The sequence below is a fragment of the Cupriavidus sp. C2SS-8b genome, from assembly GCF_057073745.1.
The window spans coordinates 188,255-212,449 of sequence record NZ_CP172716.1 but is presented as its reverse complement, the minus strand read 5'-3'; the positions used below and the strand labels follow the sequence as shown (position 1 = coordinate 212,449).

Here is a 24,195-nt window from a genome sequence, read left to right as displayed (position 1 = left end):
TGCGCCTGCGGCTGGGCCGGGCGATGGAAGGGTTCGGGAGGGCCATGTTAGGAATGTCTCGGCGGGATTGGCAATGATCCTGGATTTATTGAAATCGGCGTTAATTGGGGGAATTTAGGAGGATTTTTGCGTATGAAGCGCTAAGTTTCGCCGCTTCGTGCTGGGATCTTCACGCAAAAAGACTGAATGGGAATTTTTTAGGGGAGGTGCTTGGCAGGCGCTGCTGTTTCGCCGGCGTAGCCGGCGAGTCACTTTCTGTCCAAGCGACAGAAAGTAACCAAAGAACGCGTCGCTTGCCCTAACGGGCGAATATTGATCGTAGCGTGCGAAGAATTTCGTACGGGTATGGGCTTCATGGTTTGCCTGGCTGCCTGCCGCATGGTGCGCGTCCGTAAGCAGGCTCTCAGGCAATGATTGAACCAGCCCCGAACCTGTCCGTGGCCCGCCAGTGGCCGCGATATCGCATCATCGCCTACGGCTGCGCTACGCGCGGCTCAGACACCAAAACCCCGCTCACCCCACCCTCCAACCCGGCGAACGCTTCTCCAAGAACGACCTCACCCCCTCCTTCCCTTCCGCCGACGCCCGAACCTTCGCGATCCGGTCCGCCGTATCCGCCAGCAAGTCGTTATCGATCATCCGCCCCGCAACCTCCTGCACCAGCCGCTTGCTCTCACGCACGGCATTCGGACTGTTGGCAACCAGCGCCGATGCAATCTCGCCGATCTTGGCATCCAGGGCCTCGGCAGGCACCACGGCATGCACGAATCCGAGCCGAAGCGCTTCCGCCGCATCAAACCGCTCGGCGGTAATGAAGTAACGCCGCGACGCCTGCTCCCCCATGGCGCGAATCACGTACGGGCTGATCGTCGCCGGCAGCAGGCCAAGCCGCGCTTCGGAGAGGCAGAAATGCGCGTGCTCGGCCGCCACGGCGATATCACAGGCAGCGACCAGCCCCACGCCACCGGCATACGTATCCCCCTGAATCCGCGCAATGACCGGGCGCGGACACGACCAGATGGTATGCAGCATCTGCGCGAGCGTCAGCGCATCCGCCCGGTTCTCGTCCTCCGAGTAGCCGGCCATCTTCTTCATCCAGTTCAGGTCCGCACCGGCGCAGAATGCCGGCCCGTTGCCGGCAAGCACGATGGCCCGCACCCCGTCCATGTCGCCGAGCGCGCGAAAAGCGCCGGTCAGTTCGGCAATGACGGTTTCATTGAAGGCGTTGCGCACATCGGGCCGGTTCAGCGTGACGGTGGCGATGTGGCTGGCAACGTTGACGGTAAGCGTGGTGAAGTTCATGTTGCGCTCCGGATGGAATGAGGATGCCGACCCGCGCGGCAGCAGCCGGCGCCGGATCAGGAGCCGTTCTCGAACGGCAGGCCAAGCGATCGAAAGAAGGCGCCGACTTCCGGCAACCAGACAGGAATGCCCTCGCGCGAGCTGAACAGGCGGTGCGAATCGCCGGCGAACTCGCCCACGTCAATCATGCGCGCATCGGCTGCGGCCCCTTTCGCGTTGGCCTTGTAGGCGTTGAACATGCGGTCGGGCAGCGGTGCGGGCCAGTAGCTGTCGTTGTCGCCGTAGATCCACAGCGAAGGATAGCGCGCGTCCTTGCCATAGTCGCCGAACGTCTCGATCAGCTTGTCCTCCCAGTCCGGACAGCTCAGGTTGCGCAGGCCGCCCGCGAAATTGACCACGCCGAGCACGCCGGGATAGGAGATGGTGCTGAACGCCATGGTCGTCAGGCCGCCATGCGACTGGCCAATGACCACGATGCGGTCCTTGTCGACGTAAGGCTGGCTGACCATGTAATCCAGCGCGGCGACCACGTCCTCCGCCTGCTGCAGTCCGTTGATCTCGATATTGCAGCTACCGCCGATGTACGGCCCGCCCGAGCGTGCGAAGCCCTGGCGCATCGGCAGCACCACGACGTAGCCGCGGCGCAGGAACTCCACGGTCTGCGCCGGGAAGCGCGCACGCCCCTGGAAGACCGGCTTGCCGGGCGACTTGCCGTGGTTGATGACGACCAGTGGGAACGGCCCTTCGCCGGACGGACGGAATACCGTGGCTTCGAGGTCAACGCGGAACGGAGAAGCCGCCTTGGGCACCAGCACCACCTGCTCCGAAAAACGGACGCGCGTCGCCGGTGCGCTTTGCGCAGTGCCCGGCGGCTGGGCCTGCGCCACGGCCGGCGCATACAGCAGCAGCCCCAGCACTTGCAGTGCGGCGAGACATCGAAGCAAAAAGGCAGGACAACCCATGACAGTGACGTACGGCGCGTATGGCCAGCTCCCTTACATACGGAACACGCCGAACTTCATATCATCGATCGGCGCGTTCAGGCTGGCCGACAGGCCCAACCCGAGCACCGTGCGCGTCTGCGCCGGGTCGATCACGCCGTCATCCCACAGCCGCGCACTCGCGTAATACGGGTGGCCCTGGTGTTCGTACTGATCGCGGATCGGCTGCTTGAATGCCTCTTCGTCTTCCGCGCTCCACTGGCCGCCCCTCGATTCAATGCCGTCGCGGCGCACCGTGGCCAGCACGCTCGCCGCCTGCTCGCCGCCCATCACCGAGATGCGCGCGTTCGGCCACATCCACAGGAAGCGCGGCGAATATGCGCGGCCGCACATGCCGTAGTTGCCGGCGCCAAACGAGCCGCCGATGATCACCGTGAACTTTGGCACCTGCGCCGTCGCCACGGCCGTCACCATCTTGGCGCCGTTGCGGGCAATGCCTTCGTTCTCGTACTTGCGCCCCACCATGAAGCCGGTGATGTTCTGCAGGAACACCAGCGGAATCTTGCGCTGGCAGCACAGCTCGATAAAGTGCGCGCCCTTGAGCGCCGACTCCGAGAACAGGATGCCGTTGTTGGCGATGATGCCGACCGGGTAGCCCCAGATGCGCGCGAAACCGCAAATCAGCGTGGTGCCGTAGCGCGCCTTGAACTCATCGAACTCGGAGCCGTCGACGATGCGCGAGATCACTTCGTGCACGTCGAACGGCTTGCGCGTATCGGTCGGGATCACGCCGTACAACTCTTCCACCGGATACAGCGGTTCGGCCGGCTCATGCAGGCGGATCTGGTCGGGCTTGCGCCGGTTCAGGTGCCCCACGATATTGCGCGCCAGCGACAGCGCGTGATGATCGTTCTGCGCGAAATAGTCGGCCACGCCGGAGAGGCGCGTATGGACATCAGCACCGCCGAGGTCCTCGGCACTGACCACTTCACCCGTCGCGGCCTTCACCAGCGGCGGGCCGGCAAGGAAAATCGTGCCCTGGTTCTTGACGATGATCGACTCGTCGCTCATCGCTGGCACGTAGGCGCCGCCAGCCGTGCACGAGCCCATCACCACGGCGATCTGCGGGATGCCCTGTTTCGACAGGTTGGCCTGGTTGTAGAAGATGCGGCCGAAGTGGTCGCGGTCGGGGAACACTTCGTCCTGATTTGGCAGGTTGGCGCCGCCCGAGTCGACCAGGTAGATGCACGGCAGGTTGTTCTGCTCGGCGATCTCCTGCGCGCGCACATGCTTCTTGACCGTCATCGGGTAGTAGGTGCCGCCCTTGACGGTTGCGTCGTTGCAGACGATCACGCATTCCTGCCCGGCCACGCGACCGATGCCGGTGATGATGCCTGCGCCCGGCGCGGCATTGTCGTACATGTCATACGCCGCCAGCTGCGACAGCTCCAGGAACGGCGTGCCCGGGTCCAGCAGTTGCTGCACGCGGTCGCGCGGCAGCAACTTGCCGCGCGCCAGGTGCTTGTCGCGCGCGGCATCGCCGCCGCCTTCTGCCAGCTTCGCCACTTTGGCCTTGAGATCGGCCACCAGCGCCCGCATGGCTTCGGCGTTGGCCTTGAACGATTCGGAACGCGCGTTGAGTTTGGTTTCCAGCGTGGGCATGTTGAGGTCTCTTTCCGGTCTCTTGCCGCTTGGTTGCTCGAAATCTTTCGCGTCAGGATCGCCTGCCAGCGTCAGCCGCTGCGCTTGGGCAGCGGATGCCCGGGCATCAGGTCATACGGATGCTTCCATCCTGGCAGCGCGCGCATGCGTTCGGTCCACGCGTGGATATGCGGATACTCCTTGCGCCAGTGCACGCCGATCTCGTCGTCGAAGAACACATAGCCCGCGAGCGAGAAATCGGCGATGGTGGCATGTTCGCCGGTGACGAAGGCTCGACCGGCCAGCTGCGCGTTCAGCACGCTCCATGCGCCTTCGCAGCGCGTGCGGAAGAACTGCAGCACCGTCTGGTCCGGTGTCGCGGTGAAGGCGCGCAAGAAGCGATAGGTAGCGGTGTACGACGTGAACTTGTGGTTGTCGAATAACAGCCAGCGCAGGACTTCGGCGCGCTCGGCCTCGTTGGCGGCACCGTAGGCATCGAGGCGCGATGCCAGCGTTTCGAGGATCACGCCCGACTGGGACAGGCGTTGCCCGCCGAACTCCAGTACCGGCACCTCGCCCATGACATTGATGGCGCGGTACTCCGGCGTGCGCGTCTCGCCGTTGAAGTAATCGACAAAGCGCGGCTGCCACAACTGCCGGTCGCGTTGCGCGCTGACGGTCTCCAGCAGCAGTGCCACCTTGTAGGCATTGCCGGACTGGGCAAAGCAGTACAGCAGGTATTCCGGCGTTTCGCCGGATGCCTTCGATTCGATGCTCATGATGCCTCCCCGATCATGTCGCCATCCACATACAGCCACACCGGCGCCTCGCCGGCCGCGCGCGGCTCGCGCACGAACCGGCTGCGCTCATGCAGCCGCCAGGCGCGCCCGCCTACCTTGTAGCGCGCCACGAACTCCACTTCGGCATGCGTATCGTCCTGCTGGGAATGGGCCTTGATGGCGAGACCCAGCCAGCGCGTGCCCGTGTCCGGCGCCAGGTCGGCCGGGCAAGTGGACGGGTGCCAGGTCTGCCGCAACCAATCCATATTGCCCATGACATATGCGGTATAGCGCGAGCGCATCAGCGACTCGGCATTGGGCGGCACGGCTTCGCCGCGGTGATAGCGGCCGCAGCACGCGGCATAGTCCGCGCCGAGGCCACAGGGGCATGGCGCGGCGGTCGCGCGAGGCGGTCGCTTTGCGCTCATCCGAGCAACTCCGCCAGTTCTCGCATGTCAGTGAACAGATGGTGGGCGCCGGCTTCGCGCATCAGTGCAGGATCGTTGCGCGCCGCATAGCCGAAAACGGTCATGCCCGCTGCCACGCCGGCGGTGATGCCGGTCGGGCTGTCCTCCACCACCGCGCAGCGCGACGGCTCGACGCCCATGGTGCGGGCGGCGAGCAGGTACACGTCCGGTGCCGGCTTGCTGCGCTCCACTTCGGTGGCGGAAAAGATATGCTCGCGTTCGTCCTGCTGGAACAGCTCCACCAGGCCCGTGCGCGTGAGCTGCAGCTTGACCTTGACGCGGTCCGCGCCCGATGCCACGCACACCGGCATGCCGGTCGCGGCAATCGCGGATACCGCTTCGCGCACGTAGGGCACGCTCTGCACTTCGGCCTCCAGCACCTGGTTGCGCCGCACAAACCATTGCGACAGCCAGTTCTCCGGCAACGGCGCGCCGCGCCTGCGCTCGATATTGCCGAGCTCTTCGCGCACGGCACGCCCCAGGAACCACTTGGTCGAATCCTCGAACGAGATGGCAATGCCAAGCTCGTTGAGCATTTCGTTGAGCAAGCGGTTGACGATGGGTTCGCTGTCGACCAGCACGCCGTCGCAGTCGAAGATCACACAATCAAAACGCGACGATGGGCCGGAGGTTGGACCTGAAATTGGACCATTCACGGCCCGGTCTGCTGCAGTCATGCGGGTTTCTTTTCCTTGTTGCTGTCCACGCTGGTCACGGCGCGCAGCTCGGTCTGGCGGTCGCGCTTCAGGTGGTCTTCGATCTGGTTGAAACGGTCGAAGCCCCAGAACGGCTCGCCGTCGATGATGACGAATGGCGAGCCGAACACGCCCTTGGCCATGGCGACCTCGATCTCGGCCTTGAGCTGGTCCTTGATCTGGTAGCTGGTGGCGCCGGCGTCCATGGCATGCACGTCCACGCCAAGGGGTTCGGCCAGCTTCGAGATCTCGGCCGGCTCGGCGATGTTGATGTCGTCCACGAACAGCGCGTGGTACACCGACTTGGCAAATGCCGTGGCGACATCCGCGCCGTGGTGGTTCTGCAGCCACAGCATGGCACGCGCGGCATGCGTGGTCGGCAGCGGGAAGTGCGTCGGACGCTTGTATTCGATGCCGTGAAAGCGCGCGCTGCGCTCGAAGTCGCGCCAGCAGTATTCGCCCTTGAGCGGGATCTGCGGCAACGGCGAAGAGCCGGTGGTCTTGAACACCACCCCGAGCAGGATCGGATGCCAGGCCACGAAGCGACCGTACTTCTGCGCCAGCTCGTCGATACGCGTGCTGGCGAAGTAGCCATACGGCGACGAGAAATCAAAGTAGAAGTCGATCGCAGCGGTCATGGTCGGGGGCCCTTGGTCGTGGTGGATGGTCGGATGGCTTGGGGAAGCCTCCAGGACGCCTGGCCGTGCTTCCCAAGCCCCATGGTACGCGTGTCGGCGCGCCGCGGCTACGCCAGGGCGCGCGCGATCAGGATCTTCTGGATGTCGCTGGTGCCTTCGTAGATCTGGCACACGCGCACGTCGCGATAGATGCGCTCGACCGGGAAATCGCTGACGTAGCCATATCCGCCGAAGACCTGGATCGCATCCGAACAGACCTTCTCCGCGATCTCGCTGGCGAACAGCTTGGCCATGGCCGCTTCTTTCAGGCAGGGCCGGCCGGCGTCCTTGAGCGAGGCCGCGTGCCAGATCATCTGGCGGGCCACGTCGATGCGCGTGGCCATCTCGGCCAGGCGGAACTGCACGGCCTGGTGCTGGAACAGCGGCTGGCCGAAGCTCTCGCGCTCCTTGGAATAGGCCAGCGCCGCGTCGAACGCCGCGCGCGCCATGCCGATGCTCTGCGAGGCAATGCCGATGCGCCCGCCTTCCAGCCCCGACAGCGCCATCTTGTAGCCCGCGCCTTCGTCGCCGAGCAGGTTGGCGGCCGGCACGCGGCAGTCCTCGAACAGGATCTGCGCGGTGTCCGACGAATGCTGGCCGAGCTTGTCTTCGATGCGCGCCACCACATAGCCGGGGGTGCTGGTCGGCACCAGGAACGCGCTGATGCCGCGCTTGCCTGCGGCCTTGTCGGTCACGGCCATGACGATGGCCACGTCGGCATGCTTCCCGCTGGTGATGAACTGCTTGACGCCATTGAGCACGTAGTGATCGCCATCGCGCACGGCAGTGGTACGCAGCGCCGCGGCGTCCGAGCCCACGTGCGGCTCGGTCAGGCAGAACGCGCCGAGCATCTCGCCGCGCGCGAGTGGCACCAGCCATTGCTGCTTCTGCGCCTCATTGGCAAACGCCATCAGCATGCTGCAGACCGGGCAGTTGTTGACGCTGATGACGGTCGAGGTGCCGCCGTCGCCCGCGGCGATCTCCTCCAGGATCAGCGCCAGCGACAGGTAGTCGAGGCCGGCGCCGCCATACTGTTCCGGCACCGCCACGCCGTAGGCGCCCAGTGCTGCCAGTTCGCGATGCACGTCCTTGGGGAAGGTCTTGTCGCGGTCCCACTGCGCGGCCTGCGGCGCGATCACCTCTTGCGCGAACTGGCGCACGGCGTCGCGGATCATTTCCTGTTCGGATGTCAGCAGCATGTCGTTTCTGTATGAGTGAGTCCGGCCCGCGCTTACCAGGGGATGGGGGTGCCGTCGTAGTTGAAGAAGCTGCCGTTGTCGCGGCGTTTGGCCCCGGCCAGCAATTGGCGCATGCCCTTCACGCTCTGCTGCGGCGTGATGTCCGCCGCCTTGCCGCCCATGTCGGTCTGCACCCAGCCCGGATGCATCGCCACGCAGGTGGCATGGCGCGCGTCGAGCGATACCGACTTCAGCGCCGCGTTGACGCCGGCCTTGCTGACGCGGTACAGCCAGCTGCCGTTGCTGTCCATCGAGCCAAGGCTGCCCATGCGCGATGACAGCACGGCCAGCACGCCGCCATGGCCGCCCTGCCCGGTCTCGACATAGGGCAGCACCAGCGGCAACGCCATCATCGGGCCGAGCACGTTCACGTGCATCACGCGATCAAAGTCCTCGCGCGTGACGGGCTGCGCGCCTTCGGTGCGCGGTCCCAGCACGCCGGCGTTGTAGATGGCCACGTCGAGGGACTCGCCATCAAGCTTCCAGCCCAGGCCGGCCACGGCACCGGGGTCGGTCAGGTCGGCCTGGTGGGCTTCGGCGCCCAATGCCTTGAGCGCGGCAACGCCTTCAGGCGTGCGGGCGGCCGCGATGACGCGCCAGCCGTCGGCACGGTACTGGCGGACGAATTCAAGACCGATGCCGCGCGAGGCACCGAGGATGAGTGCGGTTGGCATGGCTGGGCTCCTTGGTCTGGATAGTCAGGTTCAGCGAACTACCTCGGGCTTACTCCCCTCTCCCGCAAGCGGGAGAGGGGAGAAAACCAGTGAATAGGGAGAACGTCAGACGATCTCGATCCCCACCGCCGTCGCCTCGCCACCGCCAATGCACAAACTGGCCACGCCGCGCTTGCCGCCGGTCTTGCGAAGCGCGCCGATCAGCGTCGTCATGATGCGTGCGCCCGAAGCGCCGATCGGGTGGCCCAGCGCGCAGGCGCCGCCGTGGATGTTGACCTTCTCGCGCGGGATCTTCAGGTCGTGCATGGCGGCCATCGGCACCACGGCAAAAGCCTCGTTGATCTCGAACAGGTCGACACTGTCGGTGGTCCAGTCGAGCTTGCGGTAAAGCTTGGCCATGGCCTCCACCGGCGCGGTGGTGAACCAGCCCGGCGCCTGCGCGTGCGTGGTGTGGCCCAGCATGCGCGCGATCGGCTGCAGGCCGAGCTTCTTCGCGGTGGATTCGCGCATCATCACCAGCGCCGAGGCGCCGTCGTTGATCGACGAGGACGAGGCTGCGGTGATGGTGCCGTCCTTGGCGAACGCGGGCTTCAGCGCGGGAATCTTGTCGAGCTTGATGCGGCGCGGGCCTTCATCGGTATCGATGACGGTGTCGCCGCCCTTGCCCGGCACGGTGACCGGGGCGATCTCCCAGCGGAAATCGCCCGACTCGGTGGCCTGCTGCGCGCGGCGCACGCTTTCGATCGCGAAGGTGTCCTGCTGCTCGCGCGTGAAACCGTACTTGGCGACGCAGTCCTCGCCGAAGGTGCCCATGGCGCGGCCCTTGTCGTAGGCGTCTTCGAGGCCGTCCAGCATCATGTGGTCATAGATCATGCCGTGGCCGATGCGATAGCCGCCACGGCCCTTCGGGATCAGGTACGGCGCATTGGTCATGCTTTCCATGCCGCCGGCAATGGCGATGTCGAACGAGCCGGCCACCAGGCCGTCATAAACGTTCATGGCCGCGCGCATGCCCGAGCCGCACATCTTGTTGACCGTGGTACAGCCCACGCCGAGCGGCAGGCCCGCGCCGAGTGCCGCCTGGCGCGCCGGGGCCTGGCCCTGGCCGGCTGGCAGCACGCAGCCGAACACCACTTCCTCGACCTGCTCCGGCTTGATGCCGGCGCGTTCGACCGCTGCGCGAATGGCAACGGCGCCGAGCTGCGGCGCGGTCAGCGACGCGAATTCACCCTGGAATGCCGCCATGGGGGTACGGGCGGCGGAAACGATGACGATGGGGTCTTGCATGTCTGTTCTCCTGGTATCGGTATGCGCGAATCGAGTTGTGTTGGTGGCCGCGATCAGCGGATCGACGCCTGCGGCGGGTCGCCGAACTGGCGATAGGCGGCGGCCAGCTGCTCGTGCAGCTCGTCGTTGTTGCTGGCGGCCATGCCGAGGTCACGCAGCAGGCCGTCGGACACGCCGTAGACCCAGCCGTGCACGGTCACGTCCTGGCCGCGCGCCCACGCGTCCTGCAGCACGGTGGTCTGGCATACGTTGTTGACCTGCTCGATCACGTTCAGCTCGCACAGGCGCGTGTGGGCGTCGTCCTCGCGCAGGATGGTGCCGAGGTAGGCCTCATGCTTGTCGGCCACGTCGCGCACATGGCGCAGCCAGTTGTCGGCCAGGCCGATGCGCTCGCGCTTGAGTGCGACCTTCACGCCGCCGCAGCCATAGTGGCCCACGACCGTGATGTGGCGCACCTTGAGCACTTCCACTGCGAACTGGATCACCGACAGCGCGTTCAGGTCGCTGTGCGCGATCACGTTGGCGATATTTCGATGGACGAACACCTCGCCCGGCGCCAGCCCCAGGATCTGGTTGGCGGGCACGCGCGAGTCGGAGCAGCCGATCCACAGGTATTCAGGCGCCTGCTGGTTGGCCAGGCGCATGAAGAAGGTCGGGTCTTCCGCATTGACGCGGTCGACCCAGTCGCGGTTGTTGCGGAACAGCTGGGCGATGGCGTCACTCATGCGACTCTCCTTGCGATACCGGCGACAGGCGCGCTGCGTCCGGAACCATAGCGGTGGATGAAGCGTTCGGAGATGGGATAGGCAAAGAAGTCATGAACTTGTCCGGCCAGCAGCCGGTCCTTGTGGCCCTGCCACATGGCAGGGTCGAATAAATCTTCGTGATGACGCAGGAATGGCTCGCGCACGCGCGGGTTGCCCAGCAGGAAGGTGCGGAAGGTCTCGGGGAAAATGTCGTGCGGACGCACGGTGTACCAGGGTTCGCCCGACATTTCCTCTTCTTCGTTGCGCGGCTCGGGCACGTGGCGCACGTTGCAGTCGGTGAAGTACTCGATCTCGTCGTAATCGTAGAACACCACGCGGCCATGGCGCGTGACGCCAAAGTTTTTATACAGCATATCGCCAGGAAAGATATTCGCGGCGATCAGTTCCTTGATGGCATTGCCGTACTCGACCACGCCGTGCTCCACCTGCTCGTCCGTGCCTTCCTGCAGCCACAGGTTCAGCGGCGTCATGCGGCGTTCGATATAGACGTGCCGCACCACGATTTCCTCGGCGCCGTCCTTGGCGCGCTGATACTCGATCATCGACGGCGCATGGTGTTCTAGTTCGCGCACCAGCTCGTCATCAAAGCGCGACAGCGGGAAAGCCACGTTCGAGTATTCCAGCGTATCGGCCATGCGGCCGACCCGGTCATGCTGCTTGACGAGCTGGTACTTGGACTGGACCAGCGCGCGCGTGGTCTCCTTCGGCGCCGGATAAAAGTCCTTGATCACCTTGAACACATACGGATACGACGGCAGCGTGAACACCAGCATCACCAAGCCCTTGATCCCCGGCGCGCTGGTGAACTTGTCCGAAGAGTGCTGCAGGTGATGCAGGAAATCCCGGTAGAACAGGTTCTTGCCCTGCTTCTGCAAACCCAGCGAGGTGTAGATCTCCGCGCGCGGCTTGCGCGGCATGATGTCGCGCAGGAAAGTCACGTAGGCCGACGGAATTTCCATGTCGACCATGAAGTACGAGTGCGTGAAGGAGAACAGGATCATCACCTGCAGCTTCTTCAACAGCACCGCATCGAGCACCAGCTTGCCCGACGCCCCGTGCACGATCGGGATCGCCAGCGGATAGGTGCGGTCGGCGTTCAGGATGCGGCCGATGATAAAGGCCGTCTTGTTGCGGAAGAACAGCGACGACAGCACGTGGATCTGGAAATTCGGCGCGATGCGCGCATCGCCGAAATGCTCCTCGACGGTGCTGACCACGTAGCCGATATCGCGCCGCAGGTCCTCGAACGGCCGCTCGAGCTGGTAGTTGTGCACGATGCGCTCGAAGCAGTCCGCCATGCCGTGGCGGCTGCCCGGATAGTACGCGCGGAACGTCGGCTTGATCGGCGACTCCTCGTTCTCGATGTACTCGGTCGAGATGGCCGGCCGCACGAAGATGAAGTCGTTGTTGAAGTACGATCGGTGCAGCAGGCGCGTGCAGACGGAGTTGAAGAAGGTCTCGGCCAGTTCGGGCTGGTGGTGGTTGGTCAGCAGCCCGATGTAGTGCAGCTTGATCTGCTGCCAGATCTCGTCCTCGATATTCTCGGCGTCGTACTCGTCTTCGAGCAACACGCTGGTCTCGCGCACGCGCTCGTTGTAGAAATCAATGCGGTCGCGCTGGATCTGCTGCAGGCCCAGCCAGTCGCCTTCCTCGAATTTCACCTTGGCCTGGTGGCTGACCTCCCGGAACAGCCGGTAATGCTTGTCGAACCCGTCCAGCATGGTCCGCGCCACGTCGAAGGCAATCTGCGAAGAGAGCAGTTTGGGGAAGTGGGACATGGGACGGGGTGGACGATGGGGCGGGGGCTGGTGGAATTGTAAATGGGTTTTAAGGCTCGATTTGGGGCGCGAGACGAGCGCCCCAAAAATCACATCGTCTCGGCAAACAACTCCCGACCGATCAGCATCCGCCGAATCTCCGAAGTCCCCGCACCGATCTCATACAGCTTGGCATCGCGCCACAGCCGCCCTGCCGGGTATTCGTTGATGTAGCCGTTGCCGCCCAGGATCTGCACGGTCTCGCCGGCCATCCACGTGGCTTTTTCAGCCGTGTAGAGGATCACCGCCGCGCAGTCCTTGCGAACCTGGCGCACGTGATCCACGCCGAGCGAATCAAGGTTCTTGCCGACCGTGTACAGGTAGCTGCGCGCGGCCTGCAGCGTGGTGTACATATCGGCCACCTTGCCCTGGATCAGCTGGAATTCTCCGATGCTCTGGCCGAACTGCTTGCGGTCGTGGATGTAGGGCGTCACCACGTCCATGCAGGCCTGCATGATGCCGACCGGCCCACCTGACAGTACGGCGCGCTCGTAGTCGAGGCCGCTCATCAGCACCTTGGCACCGCTGTTCTCGCCGCCGAGGATGTTTTCGACCGGCAGTTCCACGTCCTCGAACACCAGTTCGCCGGTATGCGAGCCGCGCATGCCGAGCTTGTCCAGCTTTTGCGCCACCGAGAAGCCCTTCATGCCCTTCTCGACGATGAAGGCGGTCATGCCGCGCGCGCCGAGATCCGGTTCGGTCTTGGCATAGACCACCAGCACATCGCAGTCCGGACCGTTGGTGATCCACATCTTGGTGCCGTTGAGCACGAAGCGGTCACCCTTGAAATCGGCGCGCAGCTTCATGCTGACGACGTCTGAGCCGGCATTGGGTTCGCTCATGGCCAGCGCCCCGATCCATTCGCCGGACACCAGCTTCGGCAGGTACTTCGCCTTCTGCGCGGCGCTGCCGTTGCGGTGGATCTGGTTCACGCACAGGTTCGAATGGGCGCCGTACGACAGGCCGACCGAAGCCGAGGCGCGGCTGATTTCCTCCATCGCCACCATGTGGGCCAGGTAGCCCATGTTGGCGCCACCGTATTCCTCCGCCACGGTGATGCCGAGCACGCCAAGGTCGCCCATCTTCTTCCAGGCGTCCATGGGGAACTGGTCGGTGCGGTCGATCTCGCCGGCGCGCGGGGCCAGTTCCGCCTGGGCCCAGTCGCGCACGGCGCCGCGCAGCATCTCGATGTCTTCGCCCAGGTCGAATTTCAGGCCAGGCAGTTCGGTCATGATGGTCTCCGGTTGGAATCTTGCTGGCGTCGCAATGTGCGCGTCAGACGTGTTCGAGCGTGCGTACCACGCAAAGCGTCATCAGCATGGTCGCCACGAGCTTGCGGCGGCCCTGCTGCTCGACGAAGACATCGCCCTGGGCCACGATCAGCGTGCGGCCGGGCTTGAGCACGCGCCCCACGGCGATCAGGCGTTCGCCCTGCGCCGGGGACAGCAGGTTGATCTTGTACTCGGCGGTCAGGCCGGCCTCGCCCTCGCCCACCATGGTGAGCGCCGCATAGCCGCACGCGCTGTCGGCCAGCGCACCGACGACGCCGCCATGGAAGAAGCCGTGCTGCTGGGTCACGCCCTCGGACCATGGCATGGCGATCTCGACCTCGCCGCGTTCGACGCGGGCCAGGGCGGCGCCAAAGGTGCGCATCAGTCCCTGGCGGGCAAAGCTGCCGGCAATGGTGTCGGCCCGGTCCGCAGACAGCAGTTCGGGCTGGACGGGGCTGGCGGCAGCATCAAGGTCCTGCGTCATGGCGACTCCCTGGTGAGATGGTTCGACGTATTCTATTGACGTTTACGTAAACGTCAATCCGAAGCGATACGAAGATGCACTTCAAGTGCGGCGTCAGGCAGTTTCATGGTTGGACGGTCCACCGGCAGGCGCCTGTTGTGCGTCCAACAGCGCCCTGCAATGCTTCTCATGCTGGTCGATCTCGGCCAGTTGCGCCTGCAGGTCTTCAAGCTGGCGTTCCAGTGCGGCCCGGTGGCCGGCCAGCGCGTCCAGGAAGCGTTCGAGTTGCGGTGCGCTGTCGCGCGGAGACTCGTAGAGATCAAGAATCTCGCGGATCTCGTTGAGAGTAAGCCCCAACCTCTTGCCGCGCAGCGTGAGCTTCAGGCGGGTACGTTCGCGCCCGTTGTACACGCGCGTGCGGCCACCCGGGCCGGCGCGCTCGGGCGCCAGCAGGCCCTGGTCCTCATAGAACCGGATGGCGCGCGGCGTGATATCGAACTCGCGCGCAAGGTCGGTGATCGTATAGGTGGCGGGACCGGGAGACGATCCGGAAACGGTGGTGGCTGCCATGGTGCGCCCAATGAAAGTGAACGGTCGTTCGTTGCGAAGTCAACTTTTGGCTTAAGATTGAGACGAGTCGCACGGATTGACGTTTACGTTAGCGTCAACCCACGCGACTGGCAACCGGCGTTGTCATGCCCGGTCGAATTGGCTCTGCATGACGGCAAACACGAGAAGGCCCCGCCTGCCCCGGCGCAGGGCTTCGACGACGAGACTCCTCATGAACGCACTCGAACACCAGCTCCAATACCCGTTCGCGGACACCATGCCCGAGCCCGGCACAAAGCAGGAAGTGGCGCCCGGCGTCTACTGGCTTCGCATGCCGCTGCCGTTCGCGCTGGACCACATCAACCTGTGGCTGCTGCGCGACCGGATCGACGGCCGCGACGGCTGGACCATCATCGATTGCGGCATCACCAACGACACCATCAAGGCGCACTGGGAAACCATCTTCGCCAACGAACTCGAAGGCCTGCCGGTGCTGCGCGTGCTGGTCACTCACAGCCACCCCGACCACGTTGGCCTGGCGCACTGGCTGTGCAAGCGCTTCGACGTGCGGCTGTGGATGAGCCTGGGCGACTATATGAGCGCCCGCGTGATGGGCAGCGGCACCGGCGCGGGCTCCAGCGCCGGCGGGGAACTCGCGGCCGAGCACTTCGCGCTCCATGGCCTGACCGACCCCGACAGCCAGGAAAAACTGCGCGCCCGCAAGACCTACTATCCGTCGCTGGTGCCGGACCTGCCCACGCGCTACCGCCGCCTGATGGACGGCGACACCGTTGCCATCGGCACCGATCCGGCCAACGCCGGCTGGCGCGTGATCACCGGCTTCGGCCATTCGCCCGAGCACGTGGCGCTGTACAACGCCGCCACCAACGTGCTGATCTCGGGCGATATGGTGCTGCCGCGCATCTCGACCAATGTCAGCGTGTTCGACATGGAGCCGGAAGCCAACTCGCTGCAGCTCTATCTCGATTCGCTCGGCAAGTACCAGGACCTGCCCGACGACGTGCTGATCCTGCCGTCGCACGGCCGCCCCTTCCGCAACCTGCATACGCGCATCACGCAGCTGCGCGAGCACCATGTGGACCGCCTGGCCGAAACGCTGGAAGCCTGCCGCGAAAAGCCGTGCAGCGCGCACGACATCGTCGGCGTGATCTTCAAGCGCCAGTTCGATATCCACCAGATGACCTTCGCCATGGGCGAGTCGCTGGCGCACCTGCATGCGCTGTGGCATCGCGGGGAACTGGTGCGGGAAGTTGGGGATGATGGGGTGATTCGGTTCCGGGCGGGGTGAGGCCGGGAGCAAACCAACGCGGAGCCAAAGGCCCCCGGTATCAGTCAGACGCTGCCAGCCAGCCGCGCCAAATATCGCACGCCCTCGATCGCCCGGCTGCCATACCACGACAGCATCTCCCCATCGACCAGCTGCACCGGCTTGCCGAGCTGCCGCTCCAGCGCATCGGCATGGTCTTCGGTGAAGCGGTAGGGTTCGGTGGACAGCAGCACCTCGTCGAGCCCGCGCACCAGCGCATCGCTCCAGCGGAAGCTCGGATAGCGTTCCCCCGCCGTGTTGGGACGGCTGCAGTCGCCGTCCGCACAGGCCTGCGGCACGTCTTCCGGCCAGGTCTGCCAGTTCACCAGCGCCAGCATGTGGCTGATATAGGTGCCACGCGACACCGTCATCCAAGGGTCCTGCCAGATGGCGTAGAGCACCTTGCGCGCCGGCCATGCGCGGGCGCGCACGGCATCCAGTTCCGCCTGCAGCGCGGCACACAGCGCCTGCGCCTGGGGCTGCCGTCCGAAAATGCCGCCCAGCAGACGGTACAACTCCAGATTGTCGTCCGGCGCGCACGGATGCGTGACGATCACGTTCGGCACGAAGCGGCGGATCTCGTCCACGGTTTCACGCCGGTTCTCGTCGATATTGACCACCACATGCGTCGGCGCTAGCGCGCGCAGGCGGTCGAGCTTCACGTCCTTGGTGCCGCCGACCTTGGCCACCGCGCGCACTTCCGGCTCGGGATGGATGCAGAAACCCGTGCGCGCCACCATCTGGCCGCCCAGTTCCAGCGCGAACAGCAGTTCGGTCACCGACGGCACCAGCGAGGCAATGCGGACATCGCCGCTGGCGGCGGCGTGTTGCTGGCCGATGGCGTCGCGCCACATGTCTAGTCTCCGTTGCCGCCGCGCGGTTTGCGGGGCGCCTTGGCGGCCAGCGCGTCGTAGAGCCAGCGCGGCATCACATGCATCAGCGACGCGACCACGCCCATTTGCCACGGAATCACCCGGAAACGGCTTCCCGCCGCAATCGCACGCACGGCCTTGCGGGCGAACACGTCGGCATCGGTCAGGAACGGCATGCGGTACGGATTGTGGGCCGTCATCGGCGTACGGATATAGCCGGGCGCGATGGTCACCACGCGGATGCCATGGCGCCGCTGCTCCAGCCGCAGGCTTTCCAGCAGCTTGATCACCGCCGACTTGGACGCGCTGTAGGCGCCGCCACCGGGCAGCCCGCGCACGCCCGCCACGCTGGCAATGCCCACCAGCGTGCCGCGCCAGCCGCCGGCGCCCGGTTCGCGGTCATGCATCGGCTGCAGGAACGGCTGGAACGTGGTCAGCACGCCGAACCAGTTGGTGTCCATGACCATGCGGAAGACCTCGAGGTCCTCGCGCTCGCTGGCCACGGTACCCACCGATACCCCGGCGTTGGCGATCACGACGTCGGGCACGCCGATGCGGTCCAGGAAATCCTGCGCGGCCCGCGCCATGGCGTCGGCGTCGCGCACGTCGGCGGCATAGACATGGACCGCGCCGGGATTGGGCAGGCTTTGCGCCAGGTCGCGCAAGGCGTCCTCGCGCCGCGCCACCAGGCCCAGGATGGCGCCTTGCCGCGCATACTCGCGTGCCAGCGCCTGGCCCAGGCCGCTGGAGGCGCCGGTAAGAAAGACTTTCAGGGGGCGCATCGGTCTATCTCTACCGGAGACTCAAATGAAAAAAGGCCGGTACGCAACCGTACCGGCCTTCGGGAATACCGCTCAGAGCTTCTTGTCGCGGACCTGCGTGACCAGGTAATCCATGGCCTGGATCGCGCCGGTCTTGGTGCCCGCGATGGACGGCGAGGTCTCGTACTTGCCCTGGACCACTACGGTCGGCACGCCATCGACCTTGTAGGCGTCGGCGATCTTGTTGGCGCGTTGCGCGTTGGTGGTCACCGAGAACGAGTTGTAGGCATCCAGGAACGCCTTGCGGTCGATGCCGTTCTTGGCCATGAAGTCGGCGATCTCGTTCGGGTCCAGCATGCGCTTGCGCTCGACGTGGATCGCATTGAAGACCTTGGCGTGCATGGCGTCCAGCTTGCCGAGGGACTCCAGCGCATAGAAGATCTTGGTGTGCGGCAGCAGGTCGTCGCGGAAGGCTACCGGCACGCGCTTGAACACGACGTCCTTGCCCTGCTTCTTGACCCAGGCCTCGAGTTCCGGCTCGAAGTCAAAGCAGTGCGGGCAGCCATACCAGAAAAACTCGGTAACCTCGATCTTGCCGGCCGGCACGGGCTGCGGCGCCTTCAGCACCTGGTATTCCTTGCCTTCGGTGGGCGCCGCCTGGGCGGGGGCGGTCATCAGCAGGCCGCCGACAGCGGCAAACGTGGCAATCAGTGCGGCGAGTTTCTTCATCTTGGAGCAGCCTTCCGGGTTGGGCGATGAGCGTATGACAGCGGCGGCGGCATGCGGTTCAGCGAGCCGCCGGCCCTGGGGGTTACAGCGCGTTACTGCTTGGTGAAGCGGATCACCGAGGCGTCGAAGCCGGCCGACTGCAGCCGGTCGCGCGCCTTGTTCATCTCCTCGATGCGGTTGTATGGACCGATCCGCACGCGGTACATCTTGACGCCGTTGACATCGCGGTCGGTAATCCTGGCCTCGAAGCCCTGCATGGCGAGATTGGCCTTCTGGCGGTCGGCGTCGTCCGACGAGCGGAACGCGCCCACCTGAAGCAAGTAGCCGACCTTGTTGGCATCGGCCTGGGCGATCTCGGCAATCGGGTCCGCCACCGGCTTCTCGACCGGCTTGTTCATGGCGAGCGGCTTCTCGGCAGGCCTTTCAGCCGGCTTTTCCGCAGGCTTCTCGGCCGGCTTTTCCGCCGGACGCGCCACGGCTACCGGCGGCTGCCGATCGCCGTTGCTGCGGTCGGGCGCCGCTTGCTGCGACGGCGCCTCGGGCACGGGCTGGCCGACCGGCTTGGCCGGGGTCTTGCTCCACAGCGGCTTGTTCGGGTCGGTCGGGCCTTCCTGCTGTGACTGGGATTGCGCGGGGCTGGGCAGCGTGCTGGCCACGTTGCCCGGCTCGGCAGCCGGCCGCGGCGCGTTCTTCTGCTGGAACGGCGCCGGGGACTTGGTGATGTACAGGGCGACCACCACGGCGATGGCCAGCCCGACGATCAGCCCGAGCACCAGGCCCAGGAACGTTCCACCGCGCTGCTGGCTGCGGCGGGCACTACGCGCATCGCGCTTGCGTTGCTGTTGCATAAGTCCTCTTAGGTGTTGCCGGGAGATTATAGTGCCAGCGCCGCCCGCGCAGGCACCGGCCGCGGCGCGCGCGGCCCTGTCCTCCCCGGCCTGGTCTTGCGGTCGCGTCGTGACCTACATGCTTACATGCTTACATGCGGCGGGGCGCCGAGACGCCGATCACCGCCAGGCCGTTGCGCAGCACCTGGCGCGTGGCCGCCAGCAGTGCCAGGCGCGCGCGCTTGACCGATTCGTCGTCGACCAGCACGCGGTCGGTGTTGTAGAACGCATGGAAGTCGCCCGCCAGGTCGCGCAGGTAGAACGCGACCGCGTGCGGCGCCAGTTCGCCCGCGGCGGCGGCCAGCATCTCGGGGAACTCGGCCAGGCGCTGGCCCAGTGCCAGTGCCTGCGGGCTGACGTCGGCGCCGGTGACGGCGGCCAGGTCGGTGCCCGCCAGTTCGGCCAGGCGGCTTTCCCACTCGGCGCCGCCCCACGATTCGAAGATCGAGCAGATGCGCGCATGGGCGTACTGCACGTAGTACACCGGGTTCTCGTCGTTCTGCTTGAGCGCCAGGTCCACGTCGAACACGAACTCGGTATCGGCCTTGCGCGACAGCAGGAAGAAGCGCACCGCGTCGCGTCCGCGCGTGAAGTGCGCGGGCCAGTCGGACACGCCCGCGTCCAGGCAGCCGCGGATGGTTTCGTCACCACCGTTGGACCATTCGATCAGGTCGCGCACGGTCACGTAGGAGCCGGCGCGCTTGGAGATCTTGACCTCCTCGCCGTTCTTCATCACGGTGACCATCTTGTGCAGCACGTAGTCGGGGTAGCCCTTGGGGATGCCGATGTCCAGGCCCTGCAGTCCGGCGCGCACGCGCGCGATGGTGCCGTGGTGGTCGCTGCCCTGCACGTTGATGACCTTGCCGAAGCCGCGCTCCCACTTGGTGGTGTGGTAGGCCACGTCCGGCACGAAGTAGGTGTAGGTACCGTCGGTCTTCTTCATGACCCGGTCCTTGTCGTCGCCGTCGTCGGTGGTGCGCAGCCACAGCGCCCCCTCGCTCTCGTACGTCTTGCCCTTGGCGACCAGGCCCTGCACCGCGGCTTCCACGCGGCCGTCGGTGTACAGCGACGACTCCAGGTAGTAGTGGTCGAACTTGACGCCGAAGGCCTGCAGGTCGATGTCCTGCTCGTTGCGCAGGTAGGTCACCGCGAACTTGCGGATCGAGTCGACATCCTCGGGATTGCCCGATGCGGTCACCGGCTGGCCGTCCGAGGCGCTCACGGTCTTGCCGGCCAGGAAGTCGGTGGCGATGTCGGCGATGTAGTCGCCGTTATAGGCGGCTTCCGGCCAGTTGGCGTCGCCGGGCTTGAAGCCGCGCGCACGCGCCTGGACCGACACGGCCAGGTTCTGGATCTGCACGCCTGCATCGTTGTAGTAGAACTCGCGGTGCACGTCGTAGCCCTGCCAGGACAGCAGGTTGGCGAGCGCATCGCCGAGCGCGGCCTGGCGGCCGTGGCCGACGTGCAGCGGGCCGGTCGGGTTGGCCGAGACAAACTCGACCAGCACGTTGCCATGCATGCCACGTTCCTGCGCGCCGTACCGGTCGCCCTGGTTCAGCACCGCGCGCAGCACGTCGGCCTTGGCCGCCGGCGTCAGGCGCAGGTTGATAAAGCCGGGGCCGGCGATTTCCATGGCCGCGACCAGGCCGGCCGCGCGCGCATCGGCCTGGACCGCCGCCACGATGCGCTGCGCCAGTTCGCGCGGATTGCTCTTGAGCGCGCGTGCCACCTGCATGGCGATGTTGCACGCCAGGTCGCCGTGGGCGGCGGCCTTGGGCCGCTCGAAGGTCACGGCCGGCAGGGCCGCGTCGGCCGGAGCGAGCGCGCGCACCGCATCGGTGAACGCAGCGGCAAGATTGGAGGTCTGAACAGGCAGCATGGATGTCAAAGCCCTGGTGGGCAGTAAGTCTGGCAGGCGTCGCGACGCGCCCGTGAGCCGAGCCGGCAAGGCCGGCGTAAAGCCACGGGCAAGGCGCCGCGGAGTCGAACGAGGCGGCGCGCAAGTGAACGCCGCGCCGCGTGACCGGCAAAGGAATTCGGAAACGCGGAATTTTATCAGGTGCTATGCTGACATCATGCGCGCGGCTCGCAAGAGCCACAATCCGCGCGGCCGCTCCCGCCCCCGGGAGACCGCGTCATGCGTGTCCGTAAAAGGAAACAACATCATGCTGATCACCTTTAAATCCCACGCCGCGCAAGACCTGATCATGATGAGGGATCTGGCCGTGACGCTCCTGGGCATCATCGGCAAGCATCTCGGAGAGCGGGGGGTGATCACCACGGAAGAGATGCCACGCGCGATCCAGAAGCTGGAAGCCGCCGTGAGCGACGCCAAGCGCAATCACCCCGCGGAAACCGCCGTCAACGAAGACAAGCATGACGATGAGGACGAACCGCTGCATCTCGGCCAGCGTGCCTACCCGTTCCTCGACATGCTGCGCGCCTCGCAGAAAGAAGGCGTGGATGTGCTCTGGGGCGTCTGACGGCAATCAGGGCGGCGCCACGGCGGAAGGCGGCATCGTAACGACGGCTGTGGCCAACAAAAAAAACACCTGGCGCCGCCTCAGCGGGGCCAGGCTTCCGGAACGTGGATGTCTTCCGGACAAGGGGGGAACGTTGCCACCGGCCGTCGCGCCTGCCCGCGGACGGCCGCAGCGAGCTACTCCCGGCTACTCCCGCTACTCCCGTTACGCGTTGCCAGCAACAGGCCGATCAGCGCACCGATCGCGGCGGCCAGGCCGACTGCCTTGAGCGGGGACTCGGCCACGCGCTGCTGTGCCTGCACGACCGCACCATCCATGCGCTCGCGAACGTGCGTCACACTGTCGCCGGCCTGCGCGCGCAGGCGATCGGTCATTTCGCTGGCCCGTTCGCGCAGGCGGCGCCCGGCGCTCAGGCTCTGCTCGGATCCTTCGGTGGCCAGCACTTCGATGGTGTGCTGAAGTTGCGCGATCAGGGATTTCACTTCGTCCGAGATCGGGCCGGCGGCATCGCGCGTGTCGCGTGCCGCGTGCCGGATGCGGCGAATCGTACTGTCGGCACTGTCGGCGAGGTGGGTGATTTCCTTCCGGACTTTCGGGTTCTGCGTCAGCATAGGGCTACTCCTAAGTCTCAGGGCACGGTTCGGGACACGTTACGCGTCACCGCCTGCGGACCAGACCCATCACGGCGGCGACCAGGGCCACGATCAGGAAGATGAAGAACAGGATCTTGGCGATCTCCACGGCGCCGGCAGCAATACCGCCAAAGCCGAACACCGCGGCGATCAGCGCGATTACGAAAAAGACGAGTGCATATTGCAGCATGACTGGACTCCCGATGGTGGCGACAGCTGCCCGCCGGACGGGCAGCATCGCCGGTTAGGACTTGCGCGGTGACGTGCAAGCTCATAGCCTCATCGTAGGAAGCCGCCCCCGGCACAGACACCGAAAGCGGGCCGATTCCGCTGTCAGCCAAGTCCTACAGTGCCGTCCGCGACCGTATTTCCGGCCTCGCCGAAAGTCCTTCGAGACGTGGCCGGGGACACAGTCGCAGGTTGACCTCGCCGTGAGTATGTGATCCCATGGCCGCTCCCGGCGGCAAGCGCCCCACCGAGGAATTGCCTCATGCTCAAGCAGTTCAAGCAGTCCTTCCTGCCCCATACCCTGCTGCTCGCCGGCGGCATCCTGCTGACCCTGGCGGTACTGGTCGCCTCCGAAACCGGCAATATCCGCCTGCGCGAGAGCTACAACGATGTCATCCGCTCGCAGCGCCTGCAGACGCATCTGGCCGCACTCCATGGCGAGCTGGTCAATGCGGAGGCCGGCGAGCGCGGCTTCCTGCTGACCGGCAAGGACACATATCTGGAGCCCTACTACAAGGCTCTGCCGCGCATCGCCGACCTGACGGCGAGCATCCGCGCTGACTACGCCACTGACGAAGAAGGCCTCAGGCTGTTCGGCGACACATCCAAGCAGATCAGCAGCAAGCTCAATGAAATGGCGCTGACGCTGCTGTACGGCAAGCGCGACCTGATGGTGGCGCTGGACCTGGTGCGCACCGACTACGGCAAGCAGACCATGGACAACGCGCGCCGCGGCCTCGACCAGCTCCAGGCGCGCGAAGCGGAGACCGTCGCCCATCGGCTGGTGGGCGCGGAGCGCGACGTGCAGTTGTCGCGTTACGGCATCGGCCTGCTGACGGCCATCAATATCGTGCTGCTGATCGCGGTGGGGCTGGGCCACGCCAAGCGCCTGACCATGTCCGAAGCCGCGCGCTCGCAGGCGGAAGAGGAAGGCCTGCGGCTCGACCGCAAGGTGCGCGCGCGCACGCGACAGCTGTCGGCGCTTGCCGGTCACCTGCAGCGCGTGACGGAAGACGAGAAGACGCGCCTGGCGCGCGAACTGCACGACGAACTCGGCGCCATCCTCACCGCCATCAAGCTGGACCTGCACTGGGTCCGCCGGCGCGTGCAGGAGAGCCACCCGGAAGCCGCGGACAAGCTGACGCGCGTGATGCTCCACGTGGACCAGGGCATCCAGATCAAGCGCCGCCTTATTGAAGACTTGCGGCCGACCGTGCTGCTCAACCTGGGGCTGCGGGCGGCGCTGTGCCAGCTGGTCGAGGACGTCGCCGGGCGCAATCACTGGGAGTCAGAAGTCAGCATTCCCGACGACCTCCCGCGCCTGCGCGACGATGCCGCGATTGCGCTCTATCGGATCGCCCAGGAATCGTTCACCAATGCCAGCAAGTATTCGGAGGCGACCCATATCCGCCTGTCGCTGGGCCACACGGAGACGCAGCTCACGCTGACGATCCACGACGATGGCAAGGGCCTGCCGCCCGACTTCGATGCCGGCAGCACGGCCGGACACCACGGCCTGCTTGGCATGGAGCAGCGCGTGACGGCGCTCGGCGGCAGCATGGAGATCGTGTCGTCGCCCAATACGGGCGTCAGCATCCGCGTGGAGGTGCCGCTCACCGCGTCGGTGCTGGCACCGGCGGAGGAGCCGGCCGAGACCCAGCCGGAATAGCCACTCAGCGCAAGTGGCAAAGAAGGGCGAGGCAGGCGG

At 65.7% G+C, this 24,195-nt stretch carries 25 protein-coding genes; 3 read left to right on the top strand and 22 right to left on the bottom strand.

The genetic code is table 11. From position 1 onward, the window contains the following. Positions 1–513 precede the first annotated feature (513 nt). From ACIGJB_RS00890 to ACIGJB_RS00820, 15 genes are all read right to left on the bottom strand, one after another. Complete coding sequence (locus ACIGJB_RS00890) at positions 514–1,302, bottom strand: enoyl-CoA hydratase/isomerase family protein (RefSeq protein ID WP_483730972.1); 789 nt, start codon at positions 1,300–1,302, stop codon at positions 514–516. A 56-nt stretch (positions 1,303–1,358) separates the two neighbouring features. Beyond that, positions 1,359–2,264 carry a dienelactone hydrolase family protein gene (locus tag ACIGJB_RS00885; RefSeq protein WP_483730971.1) on the bottom strand — a complete coding sequence of 302 codons (906 nt, stop codon included), beginning with the start codon at positions 2,262–2,264 and terminating at the stop codon, positions 1,359–1,361. Positions 2,265–2,297: 33 nt separating this feature from the next. Then, positions 2,298–3,905 carry a carboxyl transferase domain-containing protein gene (locus ACIGJB_RS00880; RefSeq protein WP_483730970.1) on the bottom strand — a complete coding sequence of 536 codons (1,608 nt, stop codon included), beginning with the start codon at positions 3,903–3,905 and terminating at the stop codon, positions 2,298–2,300. 71 nt (positions 3,906–3,976) lie between these two features. Next, the gene (locus ACIGJB_RS00875; protein WP_483730969.1) at positions 3,977–4,663 is read right to left on the bottom strand and encodes a glutathione S-transferase family protein; all 687 of its coding nucleotides are present in this window, start codon (positions 4,661–4,663) and stop codon (positions 3,977–3,979) included. Beyond that, positions 4,660–5,091 carry a YchJ family protein gene (locus ACIGJB_RS00870; RefSeq protein WP_483730968.1) on the bottom strand — a complete coding sequence of 144 codons (432 nt, stop codon included), beginning with the start codon at positions 5,089–5,091 and terminating at the stop codon, positions 4,660–4,662. Before ACIGJB_RS00870 ends, ACIGJB_RS00875 begins: the two co-directional genes overlap by 4 nt. Next, positions 5,088–5,807, bottom strand: a complete 720-nt coding sequence (locus ACIGJB_RS00865) for an HAD family hydrolase (protein ID WP_483730967.1) — start codon at positions 5,805–5,807, stop codon at positions 5,088–5,090. The genes ACIGJB_RS00870 and ACIGJB_RS00865 overlap by 4 nt, the downstream gene beginning before the upstream one ends. Then, positions 5,804–6,463, bottom strand: coding sequence for a DsbA family protein (locus tag ACIGJB_RS00860; RefSeq protein ID WP_483730966.1), 660 nt, complete (start codon positions 6,461–6,463; stop codon positions 5,804–5,806). Before ACIGJB_RS00860 ends, ACIGJB_RS00865 begins: the two co-directional genes overlap by 4 nt. 107 nt (positions 6,464–6,570) lie before the next feature. Then, complete coding sequence (locus tag ACIGJB_RS00855; RefSeq protein WP_483730965.1) at positions 6,571–7,701, bottom strand: acyl-CoA dehydrogenase family protein; 1,131 nt, start codon at positions 7,699–7,701, stop codon at positions 6,571–6,573. Positions 7,702–7,733: 32 nt separating this feature from the next. Continuing rightward, complete coding sequence (locus ACIGJB_RS00850; protein ID WP_483730964.1) at positions 7,734–8,414, bottom strand: SDR family oxidoreductase; 681 nt, start codon at positions 8,412–8,414, stop codon at positions 7,734–7,736. A 105-nt stretch (positions 8,415–8,519) separates the two neighbouring features. Then, positions 8,520–9,701 (bottom strand): acetyl-CoA C-acetyltransferase, encoded by a 1,182-nt coding sequence (locus ACIGJB_RS00845; RefSeq protein ID WP_483730963.1) that lies wholly within the window; start codon positions 9,699–9,701, stop codon positions 8,520–8,522. A 53-nt stretch (positions 9,702–9,754) separates the two neighbouring features. Beyond that, entirely contained in the window at positions 9,755–10,426 is a 672-nt protein-coding gene (gene can / locus ACIGJB_RS00840) for a carbonate dehydratase (RefSeq protein WP_211946889.1), read from the bottom strand. Continuing rightward, complete coding sequence (gene aceK, locus ACIGJB_RS00835) at positions 10,423–12,246, bottom strand: bifunctional isocitrate dehydrogenase kinase/phosphatase (protein ID WP_483730962.1); 1,824 nt, start codon at positions 12,244–12,246, stop codon at positions 10,423–10,425. Before aceK ends, can begins: the two co-directional genes overlap by 4 nt. Positions 12,247–12,335: 89 nt before the next feature. Further along, the gene (locus ACIGJB_RS00830) at positions 12,336–13,517 is read right to left on the bottom strand and encodes an isovaleryl-CoA dehydrogenase (RefSeq protein WP_483730961.1); all 1,182 of its coding nucleotides are present in this window, start codon (positions 13,515–13,517) and stop codon (positions 12,336–12,338) included. 43 nt (positions 13,518–13,560) lie between these two features. Then, on the bottom strand, positions 13,561–14,040 hold the full coding sequence (locus tag ACIGJB_RS00825) for a PaaI family thioesterase (protein WP_483730960.1): 480 nt from the start codon (positions 14,038–14,040) through the stop codon (positions 13,561–13,563). A 93-nt stretch (positions 14,041–14,133) separates the two neighbouring features. Then, complete coding sequence (locus ACIGJB_RS00820; RefSeq protein ID WP_483730959.1) at positions 14,134–14,589, bottom strand: MerR family transcriptional regulator; 456 nt, start codon at positions 14,587–14,589, stop codon at positions 14,134–14,136. Between the two features lie 211 nt (positions 14,590–14,800). Here ACIGJB_RS00820 and ACIGJB_RS00815 point away from each other — a divergent pair, with 211 nt between their 5' ends. Next, entirely contained in the window at positions 14,801–15,877 is a 1,077-nt protein-coding gene (locus ACIGJB_RS00815; protein WP_483730958.1) for an MBL fold metallo-hydrolase, read from the top strand. A 44-nt stretch (positions 15,878–15,921) separates the two neighbouring features. Here ACIGJB_RS00815 and ACIGJB_RS00810 read toward each other — a convergent pair whose 3' ends face one another. From ACIGJB_RS00810 to argS, 5 genes are all read right to left on the bottom strand, one after another. Beyond that, on the bottom strand, positions 15,922–16,749 hold the full coding sequence (locus ACIGJB_RS00810) for a helical backbone metal receptor (protein ID WP_483730957.1): 828 nt from the start codon (positions 16,747–16,749) through the stop codon (positions 15,922–15,924). A gap of 2 nt (positions 16,750–16,751) precedes the next feature. Then, on the bottom strand, positions 16,752–17,549 hold the full coding sequence (locus tag ACIGJB_RS00805; RefSeq protein ID WP_483730956.1) for an SDR family oxidoreductase: 798 nt from the start codon (positions 17,547–17,549) through the stop codon (positions 16,752–16,754). Positions 17,550–17,621: 72 nt separating this feature from the next. After that, positions 17,622–18,257, bottom strand: a complete 636-nt coding sequence (locus tag ACIGJB_RS00800; protein WP_483730955.1) for a thiol:disulfide interchange protein DsbA/DsbL — start codon at positions 18,255–18,257, stop codon at positions 17,622–17,624. Positions 18,258–18,349: 92 nt separating this feature from the next. Then, positions 18,350–19,105 carry an SPOR domain-containing protein gene (locus ACIGJB_RS00795; protein ID WP_483730954.1) on the bottom strand — a complete coding sequence of 252 codons (756 nt, stop codon included), beginning with the start codon at positions 19,103–19,105 and terminating at the stop codon, positions 18,350–18,352. Positions 19,106–19,235: 130 nt separating this feature from the next. Further along, the gene (argS, locus tag ACIGJB_RS00790; RefSeq protein ID WP_483730953.1) at positions 19,236–21,023 is read right to left on the bottom strand and encodes an arginine--tRNA ligase; all 1,788 of its coding nucleotides are present in this window, start codon (positions 21,021–21,023) and stop codon (positions 19,236–19,238) included. Positions 21,024–21,309: 286 nt separating this feature from the next. Between argS and ACIGJB_RS00785 the strand changes: the two genes are divergently transcribed. Then, positions 21,310–21,627 (top strand): DUF1840 domain-containing protein, encoded by a 318-nt coding sequence (locus ACIGJB_RS00785; RefSeq protein WP_483710121.1) that lies wholly within the window; start codon positions 21,310–21,312, stop codon positions 21,625–21,627. 176 nt (positions 21,628–21,803) lie between these two features. Here the strand turns inward: ACIGJB_RS00785 and ACIGJB_RS00780 are convergent, their stop codons facing one another. Together ACIGJB_RS00780 and ACIGJB_RS00775 are read right to left on the bottom strand one after the other, a co-directional pair. Then, positions 21,804–22,238 (bottom strand): ElaB/YgaM/YqjD family protein, encoded by a 435-nt coding sequence (locus ACIGJB_RS00780; RefSeq protein ID WP_483730952.1) that lies wholly within the window; start codon positions 22,236–22,238, stop codon positions 21,804–21,806. 46 nt (positions 22,239–22,284) lie between these two features. Next, positions 22,285–22,449 carry a DUF1328 domain-containing protein gene (locus ACIGJB_RS00775; protein WP_211946877.1) on the bottom strand — a complete coding sequence of 55 codons (165 nt, stop codon included), beginning with the start codon at positions 22,447–22,449 and terminating at the stop codon, positions 22,285–22,287. 300 nt (positions 22,450–22,749) lie between these two features. Here ACIGJB_RS00775 and ACIGJB_RS00770 point away from each other — a divergent pair, with 300 nt between their 5' ends. Beyond that, complete coding sequence (locus ACIGJB_RS00770) at positions 22,750–24,156, top strand: sensor histidine kinase (RefSeq protein WP_483730951.1); 1,407 nt, start codon at positions 22,750–22,752, stop codon at positions 24,154–24,156. The last annotated feature ends 39 nt before the right edge of the window (positions 24,157–24,195 follow it).

Coding starts and splice junctions, on each gene's coding strand:
- ACIGJB_RS00795 (WP_483730954.1), bottom strand. CDS start 19,105: ATGCAACAGCAACGCAAGCGCGATGCGCGTAGTGCCCGCCGCAGCCAG.
- ACIGJB_RS00855 (WP_483730965.1), bottom strand. CDS start 7,701: ATGCTGCTGACATCCGAACAGGAAATGATCCGCGACGCCGTGCGCCAG.
- aceK (WP_483730962.1), bottom strand. CDS start 12,246: ATGTCCCACTTCCCCAAACTGCTCTCTTCGCAGATTGCCTTCGACGTG.
- ACIGJB_RS00885 (WP_483730971.1), bottom strand. CDS start 2,264: ATGGGTTGTCCTGCCTTTTTGCTTCGATGTCTCGCCGCACTGCAAGTG.
- ACIGJB_RS00780 (WP_483730952.1), bottom strand. CDS start 22,238: ATGCTGACGCAGAACCCGAAAGTCCGGAAGGAAATCACCCACCTCGCC.
- ACIGJB_RS00860 (WP_483730966.1), bottom strand. CDS start 6,463: ATGACCGCTGCGATCGACTTCTACTTTGATTTCTCGTCGCCGTATGGC.
- ACIGJB_RS00850 (WP_483730964.1), bottom strand. CDS start 8,414: ATGCCAACCGCACTCATCCTCGGTGCCTCGCGCGGCATCGGTCTTGAA.
- ACIGJB_RS00820 (WP_483730959.1), bottom strand. CDS start 14,589: ATGGCAGCCACCACCGTTTCCGGATCGTCTCCCGGTCCCGCCACCTAT.
- ACIGJB_RS00825 (WP_483730960.1), bottom strand. CDS start 14,040: ATGACGCAGGACCTTGATGCTGCCGCCAGCCCCGTCCAGCCCGAACTG.
- ACIGJB_RS00845 (WP_483730963.1), bottom strand. CDS start 9,701: ATGCAAGACCCCATCGTCATCGTTTCCGCCGCCCGTACCCCCATGGCG.
- ACIGJB_RS00870 (WP_483730968.1), bottom strand. CDS start 5,091: ATGAGCGCAAAGCGACCGCCTCGCGCGACCGCCGCGCCATGCCCCTGT.
- ACIGJB_RS00875 (WP_483730969.1), bottom strand. CDS start 4,663: ATGAGCATCGAATCGAAGGCATCCGGCGAAACGCCGGAATACCTGCTG.
- ACIGJB_RS00815 (WP_483730958.1), top strand. CDS start 14,801: ATGAACGCACTCGAACACCAGCTCCAATACCCGTTCGCGGACACCATG.
- ACIGJB_RS00880 (WP_483730970.1), bottom strand. CDS start 3,905: ATGCCCACGCTGGAAACCAAACTCAACGCGCGTTCCGAATCGTTCAAG.
- ACIGJB_RS00775 (WP_211946877.1), bottom strand. CDS start 22,449: ATGCTGCAATATGCACTCGTCTTTTTCGTAATCGCGCTGATCGCCGCG.
- argS (WP_483730953.1), bottom strand. CDS start 21,023: ATGCTGCCTGTTCAGACCTCCAATCTTGCCGCTGCGTTCACCGATGCG.
- can (WP_211946889.1), bottom strand. CDS start 10,426: ATGAGTGACGCCATCGCCCAGCTGTTCCGCAACAACCGCGACTGGGTC.
- ACIGJB_RS00785 (WP_483710121.1), top strand. CDS start 21,310: ATGCTGATCACCTTTAAATCCCACGCCGCGCAAGACCTGATCATGATG.
- ACIGJB_RS00805 (WP_483730956.1), bottom strand. CDS start 17,549: ATGCGCCCCCTGAAAGTCTTTCTTACCGGCGCCTCCAGCGGCCTGGGC.
- ACIGJB_RS00890 (WP_483730972.1), bottom strand. CDS start 1,302: ATGAACTTCACCACGCTTACCGTCAACGTTGCCAGCCACATCGCCACC.
- ACIGJB_RS00865 (WP_483730967.1), bottom strand. CDS start 5,807: ATGACTGCAGCAGACCGGGCCGTGAATGGTCCAATTTCAGGTCCAACC.
- ACIGJB_RS00800 (WP_483730955.1), bottom strand. CDS start 18,257: ATGAAGAAACTCGCCGCACTGATTGCCACGTTTGCCGCTGTCGGCGGC.
- ACIGJB_RS00770 (WP_483730951.1), top strand. CDS start 22,750: ATGCTCAAGCAGTTCAAGCAGTCCTTCCTGCCCCATACCCTGCTGCTC.
- ACIGJB_RS00810 (WP_483730957.1), bottom strand. CDS start 16,749: ATGTGGCGCGACGCCATCGGCCAGCAACACGCCGCCGCCAGCGGCGAT.
- ACIGJB_RS00830 (WP_483730961.1), bottom strand. CDS start 13,517: ATGACCGAACTGCCTGGCCTGAAATTCGACCTGGGCGAAGACATCGAG.